The organism is Shewanella sairae (genome assembly GCF_023283535.1).
GTDB lineage: Bacteria > Pseudomonadota > Gammaproteobacteria > Enterobacterales > Shewanellaceae > Shewanella > Shewanella sairae.
Map to the genome: position 1 here is coordinate 19,269 of NZ_JAKILT010000009.1, position 20,605 is coordinate 39,873.

A 20,605-nucleotide genomic window follows, 5' to 3' on the forward strand; every position below is an offset into this window, starting at 1 on the left:
AAAAAAGTAATAGGGAATGATGATGAAAAAAACCACTAAGTTTATGTTGTCGATGGTGGCTACAGCAATCGCACTTTCAGGTACTGCTCATGCAGCAGAACAGACGGAAGATGGTATCAAGCTAGGCGGCGCAGTGCGTGTTAACTACGCTTACCGTGACTATGATGAAACCAATAAAGATAAAGGCGGTGACTTTAACTTTGATATGGCTGCTATCAAATTTGATGGTAAGCATGGTGATTGGGGTTTAGCGGCTGAATACCGTTTTACTTCTGGTACACACTACATCAAGTATGGCTATGGCTTTTACGATGTAAACCCTGACTGGCAGTTACAAGTGGGTATCAACAAGGTGCCTTTTGGTAACCGCGATTTCATCTCAAACAGCTACTGGTTTGGCATTCCTTATTACTTAGGTTTTGAAGATGATCATGATACAGGTATTAAGGCCGTTTACGAAAAGAACGGCTGGCATACCGACCTAGCCTTCTATAAGAGCGCAGAATACGGCCCGTCTGAGAACAAACGTTATTCGACTGACATCTACACAGGCACCATTAATGGTACTGATTATGCCAACGAAGAGACTAATCAGTTCAACATTCGCCAAACATACACAGCCGAGCACGAGGGTGGTCAAACGACTCTCGGAGCATCAGCTCAGTATGGCCAGATCTATAACAGCAATCTTAAAGAAAATGGCGATCGCTATGCAGTCGCGCTGCACTTAGACAGCAGCTACAACGGCTGGAACTTGCAGTTACAAGCAATGCAATACGAGTACGACGACAAAGAACATGAAAACACTATCGGTGTTTCAGTGGTGAGTTGGCAGTACGAGATCGCATCAAAAGGTCAAGCATATAACCTAAACCTTGCTAAAACGATCCCAACAGATTGGGGCAGTGTTAAGTGTTATAACGATTTCGGCATCATGACACCTGATGTTAGCGATGATGAATTTGATAACAGCCTACAAAACGTAACCGGTTGTGCAATTTCAGCAGGTCCAACTTATACCATGGTCGATTTCGTAATGGGTAAGAACATGACTTTCTCTACTGCTGATAACGATCACGTCGGTCTTCCTGAAATGGGTGATAGCTGGGATAAACGCGTTAACATTAACTTCGGTTACTACTTTTAATAACTGCTGAACTTTCAGTTATCTTGTTAGTACTTACTAACTTACTAAGCTAGGGAATAGCAGAGGTTGTTAATAAGCCTAACAGGGTTAACTCACGTTACCAACAAAAGCGAAGCTGCTCTCACTTCGCTTTTGTTATTCCTTCAATGTTATTGGCTGTGGCCACGATTTAACAGGGACAACCACCTACTTATTGTCACTTAATCGAGCCTGCCTTTTAAATCTAAATATCAGAATTTTCTCATCTCCTCGCCTACAAGAAATAACTATGAAATCGATAATCAGCGCCTCTATTTTTATTTGTATGACAGCTAGCTTTTCACAGCCATTAATCGCCAGTGAATACCATTTTGGTGGATTTTTAAAGGCTAACGCTCGTTTTGTTGACGGTAATATTGCTTATCAAGATAGCTGGACCGGTGGTGGCAGTATTGCAGAACCAGCTAAGCGCACACAATTTAGTGCTGCTGAAAGCCGCTTTAATGTTGGTGTAACCCATGGAGGTGTAAAGGGCTTTGCTGAAATCGATTTTTCCGGCTCAGCTCAAGGCAATGCGGCGTTTTCTAATTCTTATAGCCCACGCTTAAGACATGCCTACATTTCATATGAAGGTCTTACAGCGGGTCAAACTTGGTCAACCATGGTCAATACCAGCACCTTTGCAGAAACAGCCGACCTCGGTGTGCCTCTGGCAGGGCAAACCATGGTGCGTCAAGCGCTTGTTCGTTACAGCACTGACAACTGGCAGTTTGCGTTAGAAAACCCTTATACCTATGGTACGCAAGCAGGCAGTACTGAAGCAGTCATAAAGTGGGTTGATACCAGCAACGATTATATTCCCGATGCCGTTATCCGCTACAACCAACAGGGTGATTGGGGGAACGTGTCAGTTTCTAGCCTATTTCGCTATTTAGATCCAGAAGATAGCGCTCAATTCGGGGCGGGAGTTTCTGTCGCAGCAAAACTGAAAACCTTTGGCAAAGACGATATCCGCCTACAATTGCACTATGGTAATTTAGGCCGCTATGTTGGCACCGATGCAGCAAGAGATATGATCAATGGCGTAATAGAACAAACCACTTCCGCCATGTTTGCTTACCGCCATTTTTGGACTGAGCGCACTCGCTCCAGTGTATTCTATGGTCATACTATTACTAAAGAAGAACAAACTGATCGCTTCCATGCAGGAGTGAATGTGTTTACTAATCTAACACCGGTATTAGCACTCGGTTTCGAAGTTGGACGCTATCAGATTGATGATGAGCATAACCCTTACACCCATGCCCCCTCTCCACAAGGTGGTTCTAACTATGCTCAGTTAAGCTTACAGTTCCATATTTAACCAGTTAATTCTTCACTGGCCATTTCACAATAGCAAAGGCTTATTAATTAACCCTTTGCTATCTTGACCATCTTTATACTGCGACATCGATATTCATCACACATAAACTGCTCAATTAAAATTAAGCCTATCAACTCGCTAACTTAATCCCTTTTAGCCTACCAGCAAGTGAGCCTTGCTCACGGCGGCAATGTTTTAGTCACCGCTAATGTTTCTATTTTTACAGCACTCGACTGTTATATAAGCATTTCTTGATTAATTAGGTGTGCGCTGCATCACCCTCGAAGAAAAGATTATTCGCGACCCAGTTCACGAATAAGTTTGCTGCTAAAAATGCTGCGTGATCCAATTCAACTTTACGCAGCAATTATCACTTTATTGTTAGTTCAAGCCCGTTAAAACGAGCACAATATCGCAGCTTTAGCTGCACCAGCTAAAAATAGGATTAGAATGATGAAATTAAAAATGATGTTCGGCATTGCTGCGTTAACTTCTACAGCTGCATTTGCTCAAGGCCCACAGTGCGATCACGCACAACTTCCATACCAGCAAATGACGCCAGTCCCATATGACAGCACACCATATGCACCGCAAGACACTATGCCAGCGCAGTGTGCGAACCCTGAAGTAGAAGCATATATTGCTGCATGGGAAGCGGGTGAAATCGACTTTACAACCATTAAGTCAAACAGCAGTATTCCTGCGGATCAGCAGTTCTGTAAGTCACTAGATGACGATGGCAATGTATTAGAAATTGCTGACTGTGATAAGTCTAAGTCACCAGTAGGTTACATCTGGAAAGAGCTTTCAGATAGTCCTGTAGTAATTGGTATTACAGACGGCGGTAAATCAGACCATGCTCCACACTTCCATGGTCAGCCTGAATGTTATTACGTAGTAACAGGTGAAAGCCAAACATTGGCACAAAACAAATTCCAGAAGCTATCTCTAGGACAATACTTCTATATTCCTGGCGCAGCGATCCACAACACGCCAATCCTAAGCGATAAAGGCCTAGGTGTAATGTACTGGTACCCGAACAACGCTAACTTCAACGGCTTTAAGTACTACTGGCGTAAAGACGTACAAAACCTGCGCGTAGCTGAAGAAGCTTTTGACCGCGTAGATGAGATCCGTAAGCGTGACCTTAACTTAGGCGCATACGGCACTAACGAAGCTATCTTCAAAAAATAAGCCCAAAGCTTAAAAAGTCAGTAAATTAGTTAAATACAAAGGGCTCTTAAGAGCCCTTTTTTGTGCATCAAAATAGCAGATTAAAACGCTTCATTTACATTAAAATAAAAGCCGCTATCGCCATCACCCCATGCCATGTCTAACCTTAGATTGACTCTTGGCTTGACCTCAAAACGATAACCTATACCAGCGTTAGGGAGAATTTTATTAGCGTCGAAATCACTAATATCATCGGCAATAACGCCAGCGCCACCCCAAAACACCATGCCATGACGCCCCGACAAATTTAGCCGATATTCAACTTGGGTCATCAACATCTGTTTATCACGGTAACGCCCCGAGGTATAACCACGAAGTAAATCTCCGCCACCGGCTTTTGACAACTGGTCCCAAGGGACATCACCGCTGGTAAAACGTCCTCGCACTTGCCAGGCTAGAATGTCCTTACCACGCCCGGTCTGCATATATTCGCTATAAAGCGCATTGTAGACATCAAAGTCAGTTTTACTGCCTAGATACTGGCGATAAAAGCTGGCATCTATCTCTAAAATCCGCCCAGATTGCGGGTTAAGCACATTGTCTCGACTGTCATGATTGAGCAGCAAATTTAAGCCTACACTGCGAGAACTGTCATTGAGTAAACTGGTATCAACATCCGACTCTAACAAGTTAATTTTACTGGCGTCGGCATAGCTAAAATCAAAACCAATACCAACAAAGCTCGTCGGACTCATACGCTGCAATAACATCGGGTTAATAGAGATAATTCGCTGATTAAACTCAACTCGGCTCGTAGACGCATGATTAGCATCGTAACCCACTCCGTAAAACACATCGGGCGCATCAAATACTTCAGCGTTTAAATAAAAGCGTTGCTGATCTTGATTGATAAAAGTCTTGTTGGCTAGCGCGACGCCCAATGCGCCGTTAGTTGAAGCGAGCCCATTAATCACTAGCGATGATAGTTGGCTCACCTCATCGTCAGGATCATATTGGTATAAACCCACAGCCGAAATGCCAACACCAAGATCCATCTCAGGGTTATAAAATGGCCCCGGTAGATAACTGAAATCAATTAATTTATCGGGATCAAACTCACCATCAGCTCCCAAGGTCTGCAAAAAATCTTCTAACCAACCTTGTGACGAAGCTTGCGGTGGCTGCTCTCCTCTCGCTGGATTGACATCACTAGCAGCAACTTTATTTTCAGCATAAGTTGGCAGCGACCAAACGGCAGCGCAAAACAAAGCAGCCAATGAACCAATTACGGATAAATTGATTGTCATAGCTTATTCCTGCGCTACATTGTTAACAGCATCAAGATGTTGTTTTAGCTCAATATCATCTTGAATTTGATTATATAAGCTCATTTGATGAAAATCGGCTTGAGTAAAACCATTTTGCCAAAGCTCGCTCGGTATATGCTTAAAACTAGGTTTAAATTTATCGCCAACAAAAAGCTTTTGCTGCGCGACAGAGTCAATATTAATCCCATGGACTCTATTGCTTAGCCCGAGCGCGTGCGCCTGATGTGGCTGCTGATAAAGTGGTGCAATTTGCTGCCACTTAGCATTGGTTTGAGCCACCGCTTTAGGCACCAAATAAGGCGACTGTTTATCACCTAATTCATAGTGACGTTTAAGCAACATAAACTTACTCGGCAGAGGTTGCTGAGAGTCCCACCAATGACCATCTATGGCATCAAATAAGATATTAGTTTGCTCAATGGCAACCGGCTGTAACCACTGTAACGTCGCTGAAAACCACTGAGTCATATGTTGGTTATATAGCTCAGTATTCATGGCTAAGTTATTGTTGAGCAGTGCTAGCGCTATTTTGGCACCAAGCATATTGGAATACAGATCTTCTGGCGAGTATGCCGAGACGGTTTCAGACCACGGCGCCCAGCTGCGGTAGCCATGCCACTGCGCCACTTCATGGGCTTCAGCCATAAAATAAGCCAATCTATCCGACATAGCAGCAGCCACTTCCCAGCGCTGGCGGCCTGTTAAGTGGCTAACAGCAAACTCACTCAGTTCTATGGTTCTTGGGCCTATCTCTTCTGGTAATGGAATGCTCTGTTGTTGGCCGATTTTTGGGTAGATATGATAGAACAAGGCAATGGCGTTATCAGCGGTGTCACGCACATGAGCCAAGTCAATAAAGCCCCCTTTTAAGGTATATATCTGGCCATTATTTTCAGTGCCTCTGCTACCATTCGGCGCATCTTTTTGAAAGCTAAATGTACCTGCCTCAAAAGCATGCGGACCAACTTTATCTACCGCTATGGTATTGGCGTAACGAAAAAAGGGCACAGGTACTGGCCCCACTTTTACCTTTTGCGCATTACCAAAGGCACAGCAAGGCCGCACAGCTTGGGGAATACGCGCTAAAGGCAAGTCGAGTAGCTCAACCTCTTGCAGTAAGTCTAAATCAGGTTCATTGTCTAGCGCGGTACTAATGGCGGTGTCACTTGGTAAAGCACGTACTTGCCAATCGCTACTGCTACATGCGCCAAGCAATAGCAGTGCGGCAGCGCCTATTACGCCGCGGCTCATTAAGCGCGCCATCATTGTACAAATGCCTTAATGCTTTGGCTGACAATCTCAGGATAGTCATTACTGATCCCGTGAGCTCCATCAGGGATCACCACAATAGGCGCCTTTAAATAATCCGCTAAGCCGACACCTGAATAGAGTGGAAATACTTTATCATTCTCCCCCCAAATCAACATACTACTCGGCAGTGTTTCAGGTAAAAGATCCGCTGCAATCCTATCCCTATCCGCGGGTAAACTATCTATAAGCAGGCGTTTTTCAGCCAAATGGCCTGCAAAATATTTGTCATAGATATCCGCATCGATAAAGCCTGGATACCAAGGGAAACTGACAAACGTTGCATCCAATAAACGGCGCATCTGTTTAGGGGTTTCAGGCACAAAAATCTGCGTCGGCGTATCAACGCCAAAGCGTTGATTCATCAGTACTAACTCATTATCTGAAAATAACACCCCTGGGCTGGCAAGCAGCACGGCTTTATCGACCTTTGGCTCATTAATCATTAAGTCAAACGTCACAAAACCACCGTAAGAGATACCAACTACATTCACGCTATCGAGTTGTAATTGTTCAATAAGCTGCATTATCGTTTGCGTTTGGGTTGCTAAGCTTGGCGTGCCAGCACTAACTGACTCGCCAAACCAAGCTAGATCGGGAGCAATGACTTGGTAGTCTTGGCTTAATGCCAGCATCACTTGCTGCCAGCTAGACACCGCAGAACCGCCAAAGCCATGGATCAGTAATAGCGGTTTTCCCTCGCCCCCTTGCCAATAACTTAGCTGACCGCCCTCGGCAAGCAACATGCTACTTTGCTCAAACCCAGCCTTCTGCAGTGCTGCAGTTTCCCGTGAGTCAACAATATCAACAGCTGAGCAGCCACCAAGCAATAACGTCAACAGCAAGATAAAGACAGTGCGCATACTCTTTCTCCAAACCCTTTTACAAATTAAAACCGCCAAAGCTCATGACTTGAGCTCTCGCTTAGCGATGGCTAAATTTTAAAAACGGTAACCTAATCCGACCATAAAACTGCTACGAGTACCCACACCAAACTCCATCAACACATCGATATCATTTGTTAGGCCAACTTGTGCGCCAATTAACCCATTCCATTTATCTTCTAGGTGCTGGTTAACTTCAAATTTTGCATCGCCAAGCGGGAAACCAATATCGCGCATATAACCACTAAAGGTTTGCTCCACGTTTTGATACATGGCCCCTACCCAAAGCTGTACATCACGATTGTTATATTCAGTGCGATAACCGACTCGTGGTGACACCACTATGCTGCTGATCTCACCGTCTAGAATATTTAGGCGAGTGTTGGTGTAGTTAACATCAAGCAAGGCAAACCAATTATCGATCCCGCCAACTAAGGTACCGCCCACGCCATAGGTAGTGCCCTTGAAATCCAATACAAAATCAAATGGAGGAGTTGTTGCATTGCAAGTGTCTGGCTTGCACATCCAAGGTGGCAACAATGAAGACCAATCTGCCTCAAGCTGCACATTTGCCACGCTGCTGCCTTTCGTGTGGCCAATCACGCCGTAAAGATTTAAAAAGGGCAAAACCCACATATCACCTCTAAGACTTAACGTTTCAGATTCTTGCTTGGCTTTACTCCCCTTTATGCTAAGCATATCGTCAAGTCCACCTGGCAAACCAGAGAACCCTACAGAGTCAACGACTAGCGGCTGGTCCATAGTCATATAGTTCAGGGTAAATCCGTAAGGCTTAGGTAACTCATGACCTAAATCGATTGCCTCTTGAGCCCAGATTGGAAACGTTCTGTCATAACGTGCTTGCAGTGGCTCTCGCTCAATTGACTGAGAAAACGCCGGAGATACAAAAAACAGCACTGAAAGTGCTGCCAAAATAGTCTTAATATTAAGCATGTATAGATTGAACCTTTACTAAAGATAAATATTGAATATTGCCCACTCAGATAGGGGCTTGTGCTGAACATCATGGCTGGAAACAAATTATTCAGCTTAATTATTGCTCATCAAGCTGAATTAAATCTGAAGTATTTTTCTGATGACGAATATTTTAGAGTATTAGCTCTAACCTTTGACAGATCATAACCTGTTAATCAACGAAAAACTAATCTGAAAAAATGCCAATAAAATAGACTTATTTATTGACCATTTAATCTATTGTTCATCGACTAAGTGAGAAAAGTCGCCCCCCGCCTTAGGATCAACCAAAGTAAAAGTTCTGCGGCTAATGTGCCGCTGCAATACAACATCAACCATGGTAGTTTGATCTGCTTGTAGCAATGCCTGCACCTGCTTTGCATCAGAGTGATATTCTGCTTCGCGGTAATAACACACGCCTTTATCTGGCCGAGGTATAACTCTAAAGCCTATTTTACCTTGTTGTACCTTAAACAATTTATCGGCATCGAAATAGAAAGTCATCACATGGTTATTTGTTTGATTCTTTTGCTTGTCGACCAAAAAACCCTTTGCAAATTGGTCAGGCGTAAACTCATCTCCAGATAGCCAAATAATATCAAAATCTTTTACAGCTAAACCGGCATCATCAACCACCCTAATCACCAGCATGCAACCGCGAAACCTGCGTTTACCGAGTAGAGAGTTTTGCATCAGGGTTGCAAGCAGCTGATACTGACTTTCATTAGCAACGGCCAAGCATTGAATAATACGTTGCGCCACCTGCTTTTTACTGGCATTACGCTTGCTAACCGACCCCATGATGCCTTTGCTTGAACCGCTATGGCTCGTATTGCTTAACACTTCAAAAGCCGTCTTGTAATTGGGTTGAACATGCTTCACTAAAGCGAGTTGGGCGATATTTACGGCATCAAACCCTGTAATGGTTTGTAGCGATTGCTCAAATAGCAAATAACTAAAGTTTAAGTTCGCTGCAGCCACTCGCACCACACCATCGGAGCCCGACTCCGCGGTATAGCTGTTGAGATAATCATAAAATTGCTTATCAATGCTCTCTCCAGTGAGCACAAAAGGCAGAGGCATGCCTGTCCCCCCAGCATACTCAAGCCACTGCCGATTTAGCTGATGTTGACCATCGCTCCCAAGCTCTAGCCAATCTAAAATACCTTGCCCAGGCTCTACCCCGGCAAAAAAGCTTTTAATACGACTAACTCGGGACTTTCCTAGTTGAGCTAGCGCCGAGCCATGGTTTGCAGGAGCAAGCATAATTAGATGTGTTAAAGGGCAAATGTTATTGCCAATTTCTGCAAAATACATCTGCAACCACTGCCTCATAACAGGTGCCCCTGTTGAGTGGGTAACAACCGCAAACGGTTTTTCCCCTAATAAATCTAACCTTGCTCGATTAAACGCGATTGCGAGATCTTCCAGCCTTACCTCATCATCAAAACTAATGTAGCGCCCAAGATGAATATGGTTAACAGTAAATTGGTTTTCGGGCGTCATTAGCTTAATTAACGCTTGCGGAAGCTGACCATAAGTATCTGTATTAGTCACTCCCCATCCATGAATAAAGACTAATTCCATTATCACCTCAACTGTAATTGGTTTGCCATTAAGCGACAAAAAGTATCAAAAAACCCTTGCTCGCAAAATATACACAGTATTATTTATTAAGCACTTACATCGCAAAACCAAATACCTATATAGCAAAATACTCAACATCAGTAATCGTTAATATCATTCAGTTATTATTCAGCAAGCCTGCCCTATGATGTGTCCAACAAAACGCAACACCCGAATTAATTTATCCTACATTGGAGCACAACATGAAAACTAAATCACTTATCTTAGCCTCAGTAATGGCAACAGCAATTTCAGCACCTACGATGGCAGCAGACTGGTTTGTTGGTGGCGGTGTTGGCGCCCAGCAAAACTCTTACAAAGGTTCTAGCCAAGCAAACGTAGACCCAGGCTTTAACGCTGAATACTTTAAAGAAACTGAAAATAATGTCATTTATGAAGCAAGAGCCGGTGTTTACCTAAACGATTCGAACCGTATCTACGGTACTTACTCTTACAATTCAGATGACTTCAGTCGTCAACAAAGCTTCTTAATGTCTTACGACTACTTAGTCGGTCTAGGCGATAGCAACAAACTTAACTGGTTTATTGGTGCAACCGCTGGTGTTAACCACATCAGCCCTGATACGAGTGCTGTGAGCTCGGACAACCGCTTTGTATGGGGTGGTCAAACAGGTTTAATGTATAAAATCAATGACCAGCTAAGCGCAGAAGTAGGCTACCGCTACCTGAAGCAAGATTACGATGTCAGCGTAACAAACCCAGTACCAACACCAATGAACATTGGTTCTACTGAATCAGCATCTCTAAATGATAGCCAGCAGCTATACATGGCTGTCGATTACCGCTTCTAAGCCCAATTGAACTAAAAAGCCCGCCACTAACAGTGTTAGTGGCGGGCTTTTTAGTTAAAACGTAACCAAGCAGTGATTAATGTATTTTCTCTACTCTTTCTACGACGGATTCGACTTGCGCCCACTTCTGGTAGGCTATCAACATCAATACTGCAGTTAACACCACAGCCCCCCACGCCCAGCTTGTTGCTACACCAACATTAAGCAATTGAAAACCGACTAACGCACTCATCGCAGCAATAATGGCAAACGGCAATTGAGTAATCACATGATCATGGGGCGCACAGCCAGAACTAGTCGCACTAATCACGCTAGTATCTGAAATAGGTGAACAATGGTCACCAAATACTGAACCCGCCATTACCGCACTTAAACAAGGCAATAACAGCGATGGTTCCACCGCGATAGCGACTTCTGCACCAATAGGGATCATGATGGCAAATGTGCCCCAGCTAGACCCAGTAGTAAACGCCATGATCGCACAAAATAAAAAGGTGCCAGCAACCAACACCTGTTGCGATAGGAATGCTTGAGCCCAGCCCGCAAGTAGCTTAGCCACACCAAGATCGGCAATAACAGCCCCTATCATCCAGGTAAATAACAAAATAAAAATCGCAAAACTAATGGTCCGCACACCTGATATAAGATCGCCCAAAAGCGCCTTTAAACTACGACCAGCCTGTTTCAGCATAAGCACTGCCAGCAGCGTGGCCAATAGGCAAGCATTGCGCATCGCAGTGCCAATATCGGCTGCCGTAATCCACTCGGTTAAACTATTACCTTGGGCATTGCTCGCACCTGAATACAAGGTTAAGCCAACAGATGCCAGTAATAACGTCACCATAGGCGACCCTAGCAACCAAGGGCTACCAACATCGACTTCATCGGCTGCAACAGGCTGTGTATCCGTAGCTGTATTAAACCCAATACCAAACCAGGCAATCAACAAAGACAACAAGATGACCGTAATCGCATAAAAGTTCATTTTAGCGATTTCAATAAATGACTCGAGCGGAGTTAATGGCAATAGCGTGATCCCAGCTAGAATCGCCATCACATATGGTCCCCAACTCGAAAAGGGCAACAAAGCACATAAAGGGGAAGCGTTTGAATCCACCAGATAAGCAATTTGCTCACGCGACATATTGTAGCGCTGACTTAAAGGCTGACAGACATGACCTACTGCTAAGCAGCTAAAAATGCCATCAATAAATACCACCCAACCTAGAAGCACGACACCTATTCTTGCCTGACGACCACTTTTAATACGGTGATATAACCAATCTGCAAATTGTTTTACTGCGCCGCCACGCGCAAGCAGTTGGGTCATCATTCCCAATAGCAACATTGCTGCTAACACGTTCAAGTGCCATGCTTGCCATTGCCCATCACGATAAAACTGCGACCAAGTTTTGTCTGCCATATACACGGCGGTATCAGGCAAACTGAACCCGGTCAGGATAAGGGAACCTGAAACAATACCTACGCCTAAAGCAACTAAAGTTTTACGGATTATCAGCGCTAAACTCAGTGTTAACAGCAGGGGAATCAAGATCAGCAAGCAGTCGTTCATCACTCAGATCCAACAAGAAATAAATAGAAGAATACTAACGACTTAGTAATAAGCGCAAAAAAAAACCTTTTGCGCTCACTTTGTCGCCTCTTTTTTGTTCATTTAGCATAATTAACTATTCAGCAATAGCACGTCACTGCTAGAATCGGAGCTATCATCTCGCTATTAAAGGGACTCCCCATGAGCCTAGAACTATTATCGAAATTGGAAACAAAAATCCAAGCTGCGCTAGAAACAATCGAGCTACTAAAAATGGAGCTTGAAGAAGAGAAGCAGGCAAGCAGCAGCTTGTCAGAGCAGAACCAACAGCTAAAGCAAGAACTTGCCTCTTGGAATGAGAAAGTTACTGGTCTAGTGGGTCTACTCAACGACGAAGTAAACTAATAAATTTCAAAAACGTTATGCCATTTGCATCTCGTTATTCTGAGACTCAATTAACTCATTGAGCTCTAAAATAGCCTGCTTAACTTTAGGCAGGCTTTTTCTTGGCAGTAAAAACCTTCCCTTATCGAATTCGAGTCGACCTAGATCCTTTACCCAGATCACCCCAGTTAGAAATATGCGCGCGTGTTTTACAATTAGCTTTGGTGCATAGACAGGAAAAACTCTCACAAGACCTCCCGACAACTTTGATTGTTGTTATTAATTTTTAGTTGGACACGCTTTTTACCATGAGAGTTTCATTTATTTGAGCATTTAATTGTAAATTTTTGAATCAGAATGTTATCGAAAATAAATTACGCTTGCCAATCAAATGCATAACTCTAGTTTACAATTTGCAGTGATTATTTATTGACACTCTAGTGTTTTCTGACAACGAGTAATTTTAACAAATTGGTGCAACAACCTAGTTAAACCACCGCCATCATCCTTTGAGTATAAAATGCTCACCTGCGACGAAAGTTTCACTGCAATACTTATCTCTTCAGCTTTCCACATATTACAGGCACAAAAAAGGAGCCCTTAGGCTCCCTCTTCGATTCAATCAATTATTACTTTGTGTTGCTTACTTCTGCGTCGCTAAGTAATAAGCGATATCTAGCAGCTCTTGATATGACTTAATCGCACCGGTTTCAACGCGGTACTTACCATTTACAACAAGCGCTGGAACACCTGCAATCTTTGCGTTTTCAGTGTCACGCTTCATCTTTGACATCTGTGCATTCACCATAAAAGACTTCGCAGCAGCATCGAACGCTTTAGGGTCAACACCATTTACAACGAATAATGCCTTAATGTCATCAAGATTAGTGAAGCGTTGCTTCTTATCCTGAATAGCTGAAAACAGCGCGTGCTCCATTTTCTCTTCAATTTTTAGCTGATGCGCAATAGCAAATGCACGTGACATTTCTACGCCCATTTCACGGCCAATAAATTCAACATGATTCTGCTTAAAAGTGACGCCTTCTGGAATTGTTGCCTTGATCTTTGGCACTTGCTCTTTAGCGAACGTATAACAATGTGGGCAATAGAATGAGAAGAACTCAGCAATTTCTGGCTTAGCAGTGCCTGGGCCTTCATTAATAACCGTATAGTGCACACCTTCTTCATACTGAGCAGCCATTGCTGCCATCGGTGCCATCAATAGTGCAAATGCAACCAATAACGCTTTTTTCATTTAACTTCCCCTCGATGCGAATTTTGCATCTCGCTAATAATTTGGACATAACATAATGTGCTTTGGAGTTGACCTCAAGCGCAAAAGTTCATTTTTCTGTTACAAAATAAATGGCTGACGGTGTTTAAAATCAATATTGTGGCGTCAAACTCAACGGCGTTTCATCTAATGCAGCCAACTGCTCTTTAAAGGCCAATATTTGCTGCTCCCAGTACTTATCTTCTGCAAACCAAGGGAAGTTCATTGGAAAAGCCGGGTCGCCCCAGCGGCGGCTTAACCAAGCATTATAATGCAGCATTCGCATGGCTCGGAGCGGCTCAACCAGTTTAAGCTCACGACTATCAAACTCGCAGAACTCTTCATAGCCTTCAAGTAACACTTCCAGCTGCAAGAGTTGTTGCGGTCTATCACCAGCTAGCATCATCCAAATATCTTGTACCGCGGGTCCCATTTTAGCGTCATCTAAGTCAACAAAGCCCGGACCGTCTGGCGTCCATAAAATATTACTTGGATGTAAATCACCGTGCAGGCGGATTGATTGATACTGATCCGGTAACCAAAGCGCTGTCGCTTTTTCTAAGATTTGCTCCACCACAGTAAAATAAGGTAATTCAAGGCTAGCAGGAATGTGCCCAGAGCCCTTAAGCCATGTTAACGACTCCTCGCCGAGTAACTTTGGTGACATCACATCACGATAAACAAACTCAGCTTGCTTTGAGTATTGGTGGATACGACCAATAAAACGCCCCACTTGCTCTAGTTGATCAAGGTTGTCGACTTCAAAGGCTCTGCCACCAATTGAAGGAAACAGCGCAAATCGAAAGCCTTGAAACTCATGCAATGACTTACCATCGATAATCACAGGAGTCGCAATCGGCACCTCCTGCTCAGCCAGCGCCGCAGAGAAGTCATGTTCCTCTTGAATTTGAGCATCACTCCAACGTTCTGGGCGGTAAAACTTCACCACATAACGTTGTCCTCTGTCGCAACGGAACTGATACACACGGTTCTCGTAACTGTTTAACGCCAGCAAACCGGTTTCAGGGTAAATCCCCAATGTTTCAATCGCCGTCAAGATTAAATCGGGGGTTAAAGCCTGATAATGAAACGCTGAACTCGACTGCTCTTGTGGTACTTGGGGAGGGGTTATATTCATATCGTTTTACTCAGTTACCCATGGCCTAGCAAAAGCGAGGTCATTAAAAATACGAAAGTAGCGCTAGGGCTAAATCTGGTAAGGCTTCATTAATTCAGCCAAATAAACCAGCACATCAAACTCATCTTCTCTGTCGGTCGATAACCAACAGATGTCACCATAAAACTCATAATTCAATTGCAGATGTGTTCCCTCAAACTCGAGCAACCACTGGTGACGATCTGCGCCCCATTGCCTTTCAACGACTCGGCAATCAATCGCTTTAGCAAAAGGTTCTGCGAACAACTCAAACTGCTCAAAATCAATATCAGCCTGCACCGCTAACGTTAAGGTCTCGCGATCTAATTTAATTGAGATTAATTGCATTAGTTTACTCTTATTATTGTATTTGTATCGACAAACATTACCTTGCGATTTAACTACTACAAGACATAATTAAGCCTTGGCCCCAGTCAGGTGGACGTTTGGCTAAATGCGCAAACTCAGCCTGTTCATTAAAAGGATTTTTCAGCACTTGCTGCAGCTCATGTAGCGGAGTGAGGTTGCCTTCTTCAACCGCAACGATTGCCTCTTGAGCTAAATAATTACGCAAAATATATTTAGGGTTAACTTGGTTACGTTCTGCTTGCCATTGCGCCACATCCACGACTTTTCCCAGCCGTTGCTGATATGCCTGATACCAAGTATCAAAACCATTAACATCGATAAAATCATCCCGTAAAGCAGAGGTGTTTGCGTTAGGGTCGACACTGCCGAATCGGCGCCATGTATTGGTATAATCTAACTGGTTTCGTTCCATCAAGCGGGTAAAACCGCCCATTAACTCTAAATCTAGGTTGTCTTGCGCTTCAGTCGAGTCACCGACGACTAAGCCAAATTTGGCGCGCATTAATGTTAAATACTCTTGTACTAGCACCACTTGATACTGGTTCAGCGCCGCGACTAAATCATCCGATGGGATGATAGGTGACAATGCCTGAGCCAAGCGCTGCAAGTTCCACAGCCCTATACCAGGTTGCTGACCAAAGGCGTAGCGTCCTTCTGGATCAGAGTGATTACAAATAAAGTCTTCTTTAAAAGTATCGAGAAAAGCGAAAGGACCGAAATCAAAGCTATCACCAAGTATCGACATATTGTCGGTATTCATTACACCATGAGCAAAGCCCTTTGCTTGCCAATGAGCAATCATCTTAGCGGTATTAGCGACAACACGGGTAAACCAGGCCTTATATCCTGCCGCATCACAACTAAGCTCTGGATAGTGCTGCTTAATCGTAAAATTAAGTAGCTGTGTTAGCTTGTCTGGCGCACCACGTTCACTGTGACAAAAATATTCAAAATGGCCAAAGCGTATATGACTTTTAGCCAAGCGCACAGTAATCGCCGCCGTCTCTTGGGTTTCACGCCATACCGGTAAGTCCGATCCAATAACGGCCAGTGCACGAGTTGTAGGAACGTGTAGATGATGTAAGGCTTCAGAGACTAAAAACTCTCTCACAGCAGAGCGCATAACAGCTCGACCATCGCCGTGACGCGAATAAGGGGTTGGACCGCCGCCTTTTAACGCCACGTCCCAAGCCCCTTGCGGACCAAGTGCCTCACCTAAAATAATAGAACGACCATCACCTAGCTGCGGTGAATACCCCCCAAATTGGTGACCACTGTATACTTGGGCGTAATAGCTTGCCCCATCGACTGCAGCATTAGCTGATAAGCCTTGCAACAAAGCTTCTGAAGGCGCATCAATATTAATTAAATCGGCCGCATCTTGGCTCCAGGCGAGCCAATGTGGATTACTGATCCCAAGCGGAAAGACCTGCGAATAAAACTCTGGAAGTTGCTCAAAAAAGTCCTGTTTTAACTGCATGTTATTCCAATCCTATAAGTAATGGTTCAGTTCTGCGCCGCTTAGCAGCACAACTCATATTGCCATATTTTTACACAGCTAAGCGAATTAAGATTTAATATTGCAATAGATATTACCGATATATAATGCCCAGCATTAAGCTATTATTCTTCAGAGTTAACCACTTGCTGACACGTCAATGACTTGTCATCAGCCTCACACATATAACCACAAACATAACTGCCGTTATCGTTGCCACTCAGACGTATCAAGCCTTTCCCTTTAGCATGGCATTGTTCAATGCTCTCGTAATAGCCATTAATAAATGACGCCGACTCAGCCACACTTGGTTTACTTTGCTGATCAGGGTAATAAAGTAGTGTCCACTCAGGCGATTCAATACAAGCGGTTAAACCAAAACCGGCTACCACAAGTAAACATAGAGATTTAAAATTCATAAAACCAAGCCTATTTAAGATAAAAGAAAAGGCGAAGTCCGTCTGGAGTTCGCCTTCTTGCTAACCATTGCGCTAATTCTACACCGCTTAGCTAATGATTGATTGTGCTTCGCAGATTAATTTTTAGCTGATTAACCCGCTTTGTTAGCCTTTGCTTTAGCCTTTTCAATTCGTACAATTCGCCCCGCAAAACCGGTAACAGTGCCATCAGTAAGGCCATACTCTATCGCCGTTTTACAAATTGAAACCGCACTATCGAATTGACCATTGTCATTAAGCAGCGTTGATAAGTGCATCATGCCTGTCCCCTTAACTTCTGCATCAGGATTATCGGTTTTAACCGCTTGAATATAGCCGGCAAAAATTTCGAGATAACGTTGACAAAGCTCTGCGCCGTACTCCACATATTCGGCATTTTTACGCTGTTTATAACACTCTGCTATTGCTGCAGTTAACGCAAGGTGCTGCGCTGTATTGCCCTGTGCGGCATCCAGTTCTGCTAGCGCAGTAGCTAACTTAGGATTTGCCCAAGCCAGCTGCTCAGGTTCAACAGCCTGTATAGGTGCAGCTTCAATCACTGGCTCAGGCGTTACAGCCGGCTCAGCTATCACTTCTTCGACTTTTGTTTCTACCTTGGTTTCTACCTTAGTTTCGACCGCTTTGTTAACCTCTGCAACAGCTTCATGCTCTTCAGCTTGCTTATCTAGCTTGATAGCCTCAGCAGGCATTTCAGATTCAACCTCAACCTCAACCTGAGGGGTTGCAAGCTCTGCTTTTACTTCGGTCTCGGCTGCTTTTTCTTCTGCTGGCTCAGTAATAGGCTCAATGGTTACAGCCTCTGCGGCTTGCTGTACGTCAGGTTCGGTATCCTTAGATTCAAAACTAACACCTTCAACCGTAGGCGTAGCGACTGGCTCCGATTGCTCAGGGGTGATATCTTTCATCTCTGATTCTGCTACAACAGCTTTAGGTTTTTCCTGCTCTGTTGCTTGCTTTCTTTCAGACTTTGCCGCCTTTTGAGTTCGCACATACAGATAAACACCGATTACAATCAATACTATAATGACTATCTCTTCCATTATCTTCCACCTGGTTTGGCTATAAAACACACCCTGCAAGCAAGGTTAAGCTGCAAAAAATGCGCAAAAAACAAACATTATTAATAATGCATTGTCTTGTCTAATATCAAGTATTTATATCTCTTTTTTAATCGGGTATCAAAAATATTCGCTTTTTGGCGGCCTCAAAACATAAATACACGCCTATTTTAGCTTTGCTGACAAGCCAAGCTTTCAACAGGCATAGGCCTAGCTAAATAATACCCTTGTACCAAGTCCACACCACTATTAGCTACAAATTCATACTCTTGCTGAGTTTCCACTCCTTCAGCAACAATTCTGCAATTGGCGATATGACCCAGTTTTGCAACCAACTGGTAAACCTCACGCCCTTTTGTCGATGATGCATCAAGCAATAACGATCTATCAATTTTCACTTTATTGAATGGGTATTGCAGTAGATGCGGAAATGACGCATAACCAGAACCAAAATCATCCATAGAAATGGCAATATTTTTTGCTTGTAACTCCGTCATAACTCGAGTTAAGTAAACCTTGTCGCTTAACATCGCCTCTTCAGTGATTTCAATTTCGATCTTAGAAGGACTCACTCCGTGATGTTCTAATCTAGCCAGCAGATGGTTAACAAAATCAGCTTGCTCAATGGAGGCCACTGAGACGTTAATCGCCACACGTCCACCAAGGGGCAAATGGATTTTCTGTATATCACTCAGCACCAGTTCAATCACTAACTTATCTAGCAAGGGCATCGCCTTGAGCAACTGAAAGTCTGCGATAAATGTTGGCGGACACAGCTTACCACTGTCATCAATATAGCGGATCAAGGCTTCGTAGTTAAATTGCTGTTGATTCTGCAGCGACTGGATCTTTTGATAAAACATCACCAACTGACCTTGCCTTAAAATCTGCGCCACCTGTTTCTGCGCCGTAGACTGGGTAATATTGTCGTTGGCTGAATCTCTAACACTACGCAGCACATTACTAAAAATAGCCCCCTCTGCAGCCGAAAAACGGGTGCTTGGATCAACCGAAACAAAGTCTCTACCTGAGTAAGCAAGATAAAAAGGCCGGTATATAAAGATGCCTACAATGATCACCACCACTTGCAAAATTGCGCCATCAAACTGCTCCCCCATGGCAAAGTAACCACTAAAAATCGGCGGGGTGAGCCAATTTACGATACTGACAATAGGCGACACTATCCCTAGTGAAATACAAGCATAAACAATCACAAAGCTGACTAAGGGCACCAAAATAAATGGCACAATCAAGATTGGGTTAAACAGAATGGGTAAACCAAACAGCAGCACTTCGTTAATATTAAACATGACCATAGGAATCGCGACCACGGCAAGCATCCTATGGTTATATTTTTGACTAAATATCAATACACACAACAGCAAACTAATACAGTTACCCGATCCCCCCATAGACAAGAACGCATCGTAGAAACCTTGGCTAATCACATTGAGCGATGCCTCACCCGCGGTCCAGGCGTCTATATTACTCATGGTGTCGGCATAGATTTGCTGCTTAACGGCGAACAGCATATTGTGGCCATTAATGCCTACTGCCCCCAAAACTCCTAGCAAAGTTTGGTATAACAGCCCCCCTGTAAAAGTCAGCGGATCTAAACCAACAGATAAGATCCCTGCTTTCACATACGCCCCGAGGTAAATCACCAATTGTGAGAGCACGATGGCTATTAATAAAAAACAAAAAATATGACCAATGTATTTTATTAATCGAGACGCAAAATCGAATGAATTAGGATCAAGTAGACGGATCGGGAAAAACTTATAATATGAGTAAGTCACAATGGCACTTAATAGCGCCAGCAATGGATTGTTTGGCAAAGTAAAGCTAGCTGAAAAGCCTAGATTACCGAAGGATAAAATGTAAAACAGCACTAAGGCGTAAATAATAAAAATCGCACTCGAGGCATTAGTTTTTTGGGCTAAGTAATAGCTTGCAACAATACAGAATGTAGTTGGATAAAGATTGATCAGTATGTTCGCAACATAAAACATGAGTTTTGAAACATAATCTAGCTCTAACAAATTAAATGCATGCCCTAGCAACATAGCTAACGAGTTAGCTAATGTGATTGGTAGCAGCAATAATGCTATTGCTGCTAAATCGGACAGGTAAAGTTTAGAACCCTGGCTCCAATTTGACACTCTCGCAGAGATGTTGCTTAAAATCATGCGTAAAAACCTTGGATTAAATCCCAGAAAAAGCATACGGTAAGCGCGTTCATATTATGAACATTCTCATCAT

The 20,605-nt window shown here is 43.6% G+C and carries 19 protein-coding genes; 5 read left to right on the top strand and 14 right to left on the bottom strand.

The genetic code is table 11. The features are described 5' to 3' along the window. Window positions 1-19: 19 nt before the first annotated feature. The 3 genes from L2748_RS05310 to L2748_RS05320 all read left to right on the top strand — a co-directional run bounded on the left by L2748_RS05310 (window position 20) and on the right by L2748_RS05320 (window position 3,683). Window positions 20-1,147, top strand: a complete 1,128-nt coding sequence (locus L2748_RS05310) for an OprO/OprP family phosphate-selective porin (RefSeq protein WP_220778514.1) — start codon at window positions 20-22, stop codon at window positions 1,145-1,147. Window positions 1,148-1,415: 268 nt separating this feature from the next. Continuing rightward, on the top strand, window positions 1,416-2,489 hold the full coding sequence (locus L2748_RS05315) for a hypothetical protein (RefSeq protein WP_276521530.1): 1,074 nt from the start codon (window positions 1,416-1,418) through the stop codon (window positions 2,487-2,489). A 450-nt stretch (window positions 2,490-2,939) separates the two neighbouring features. Then, complete coding sequence (locus tag L2748_RS05320; RefSeq protein WP_220778368.1) at window positions 2,940-3,683, top strand: cupin domain-containing protein; 744 nt, start codon at window positions 2,940-2,942, stop codon at window positions 3,681-3,683. Between the two features lie 80 nt (window positions 3,684-3,763). On the opposite strand, the gene L2748_RS05325 is transcribed toward L2748_RS05320, so the two are convergent. From L2748_RS05325 to L2748_RS05345, 5 genes are all read right to left on the bottom strand, one after another. After that, entirely contained in the window at window positions 3,764-4,969 is a 1,206-nt protein-coding gene (locus L2748_RS05325) for a BamA/TamA family outer membrane protein (RefSeq protein ID WP_246616045.1), read from the bottom strand. A gap of 3 nt (window positions 4,970-4,972) precedes the next feature. Continuing rightward, window positions 4,973-6,241 carry a DUF4056 domain-containing protein gene (locus tag L2748_RS05330; RefSeq protein WP_246616046.1) on the bottom strand — a complete coding sequence of 423 codons (1,269 nt, stop codon included), beginning with the start codon at window positions 6,239-6,241 and terminating at the stop codon, window positions 4,973-4,975. Window positions 6,242-6,252: 11 nt separating this feature from the next. Then, complete coding sequence (locus tag L2748_RS05335) at window positions 6,253-7,161, bottom strand: alpha/beta fold hydrolase (protein ID WP_220778376.1); 909 nt, start codon at window positions 7,159-7,161, stop codon at window positions 6,253-6,255. 78 nt (window positions 7,162-7,239) lie between these two features. Next, window positions 7,240-8,136 (bottom strand): virulence protein, encoded by an 897-nt coding sequence (locus L2748_RS05340; protein WP_220778377.1) that lies wholly within the window; start codon window positions 8,134-8,136, stop codon window positions 7,240-7,242. A gap of 258 nt (window positions 8,137-8,394) precedes the next feature. Further along, window positions 8,395-9,744: a lipase family protein gene (locus L2748_RS05345; protein WP_220778379.1), complete on the bottom strand. Its 1,350-nt coding sequence runs from the start codon at window positions 9,742-9,744 to the stop codon at window positions 8,395-8,397. Between the two features lie 242 nt (window positions 9,745-9,986). Between L2748_RS05345 and L2748_RS05350 the strand changes: the two genes are divergently transcribed. Next, entirely contained in the window at window positions 9,987-10,595 is a 609-nt protein-coding gene (locus tag L2748_RS05350) for an outer membrane beta-barrel protein (protein WP_220778381.1), read from the top strand. Window positions 10,596-10,671: 76 nt separating this feature from the next. Here L2748_RS05350 and L2748_RS05355 read toward each other — a convergent pair whose 3' ends face one another. Next, window positions 10,672-12,168 carry a Na+/H+ antiporter NhaC family protein gene (locus tag L2748_RS05355; protein ID WP_220778383.1) on the bottom strand — a complete coding sequence of 499 codons (1,497 nt, stop codon included), beginning with the start codon at window positions 12,166-12,168 and terminating at the stop codon, window positions 10,672-10,674. Between the two features lie 180 nt (window positions 12,169-12,348). Here L2748_RS05355 and L2748_RS05360 point away from each other — a divergent pair, with 180 nt between their 5' ends. Further along, the gene (locus L2748_RS05360) at window positions 12,349-12,552 is read left to right on the top strand and encodes a cell division protein ZapB (protein WP_220778386.1); all 204 of its coding nucleotides are present in this window, start codon (window positions 12,349-12,351) and stop codon (window positions 12,550-12,552) included. A gap of 15 nt (window positions 12,553-12,567) precedes the next feature. Here the strand turns inward: L2748_RS05360 and L2748_RS05365 are convergent, their stop codons facing one another. From L2748_RS05365 to L2748_RS05400, 8 genes are all read right to left on the bottom strand, one after another. Beyond that, complete coding sequence (locus L2748_RS05365; RefSeq protein ID WP_220778387.1) at window positions 12,568-12,780, bottom strand: DUF1107 domain-containing protein; 213 nt, start codon at window positions 12,778-12,780, stop codon at window positions 12,568-12,570. A gap of 394 nt (window positions 12,781-13,174) precedes the next feature. Beyond that, the gene (locus tag L2748_RS05370; RefSeq protein WP_220778389.1) at window positions 13,175-13,786 is read right to left on the bottom strand and encodes a thiol:disulfide interchange protein DsbA/DsbL; all 612 of its coding nucleotides are present in this window, start codon (window positions 13,784-13,786) and stop codon (window positions 13,175-13,177) included. 130 nt (window positions 13,787-13,916) lie between these two features. After that, window positions 13,917-14,942: a serine/threonine protein kinase gene (locus L2748_RS05375; RefSeq protein WP_220778391.1), complete on the bottom strand. Its 1,026-nt coding sequence runs from the start codon at window positions 14,940-14,942 to the stop codon at window positions 13,917-13,919. Window positions 14,943-15,011: 69 nt separating this feature from the next. Continuing rightward, window positions 15,012-15,308: a DUF3630 family protein gene (locus tag L2748_RS05380; RefSeq protein WP_220778392.1), complete on the bottom strand. Its 297-nt coding sequence runs from the start codon at window positions 15,306-15,308 to the stop codon at window positions 15,012-15,014. 49 nt (window positions 15,309-15,357) lie between these two features. Beyond that, window positions 15,358-16,809 (bottom strand): protein adenylyltransferase SelO, encoded by a 1,452-nt coding sequence (locus L2748_RS05385; protein WP_220778393.1) that lies wholly within the window; start codon window positions 16,807-16,809, stop codon window positions 15,358-15,360. A 143-nt stretch (window positions 16,810-16,952) separates the two neighbouring features. Continuing rightward, on the bottom strand, window positions 16,953-17,246 hold the full coding sequence (locus tag L2748_RS05390) for a hypothetical protein (RefSeq protein ID WP_220778394.1): 294 nt from the start codon (window positions 17,244-17,246) through the stop codon (window positions 16,953-16,955). Between the two features lie 131 nt (window positions 17,247-17,377). Beyond that, a complete protein-coding gene (locus L2748_RS05395) occupies window positions 17,378-18,325 on the bottom strand; it encodes a hypothetical protein (RefSeq protein WP_220778395.1) in 948 nt (315 codons plus the stop codon). A 188-nt stretch (window positions 18,326-18,513) separates the two neighbouring features. Next, on the bottom strand, window positions 18,514-20,532 hold the full coding sequence (locus tag L2748_RS05400; RefSeq protein WP_220778396.1) for an EAL domain-containing protein: 2,019 nt from the start codon (window positions 20,530-20,532) through the stop codon (window positions 18,514-18,516). Window positions 20,533-20,605: the final 73 nt, after the last annotated feature.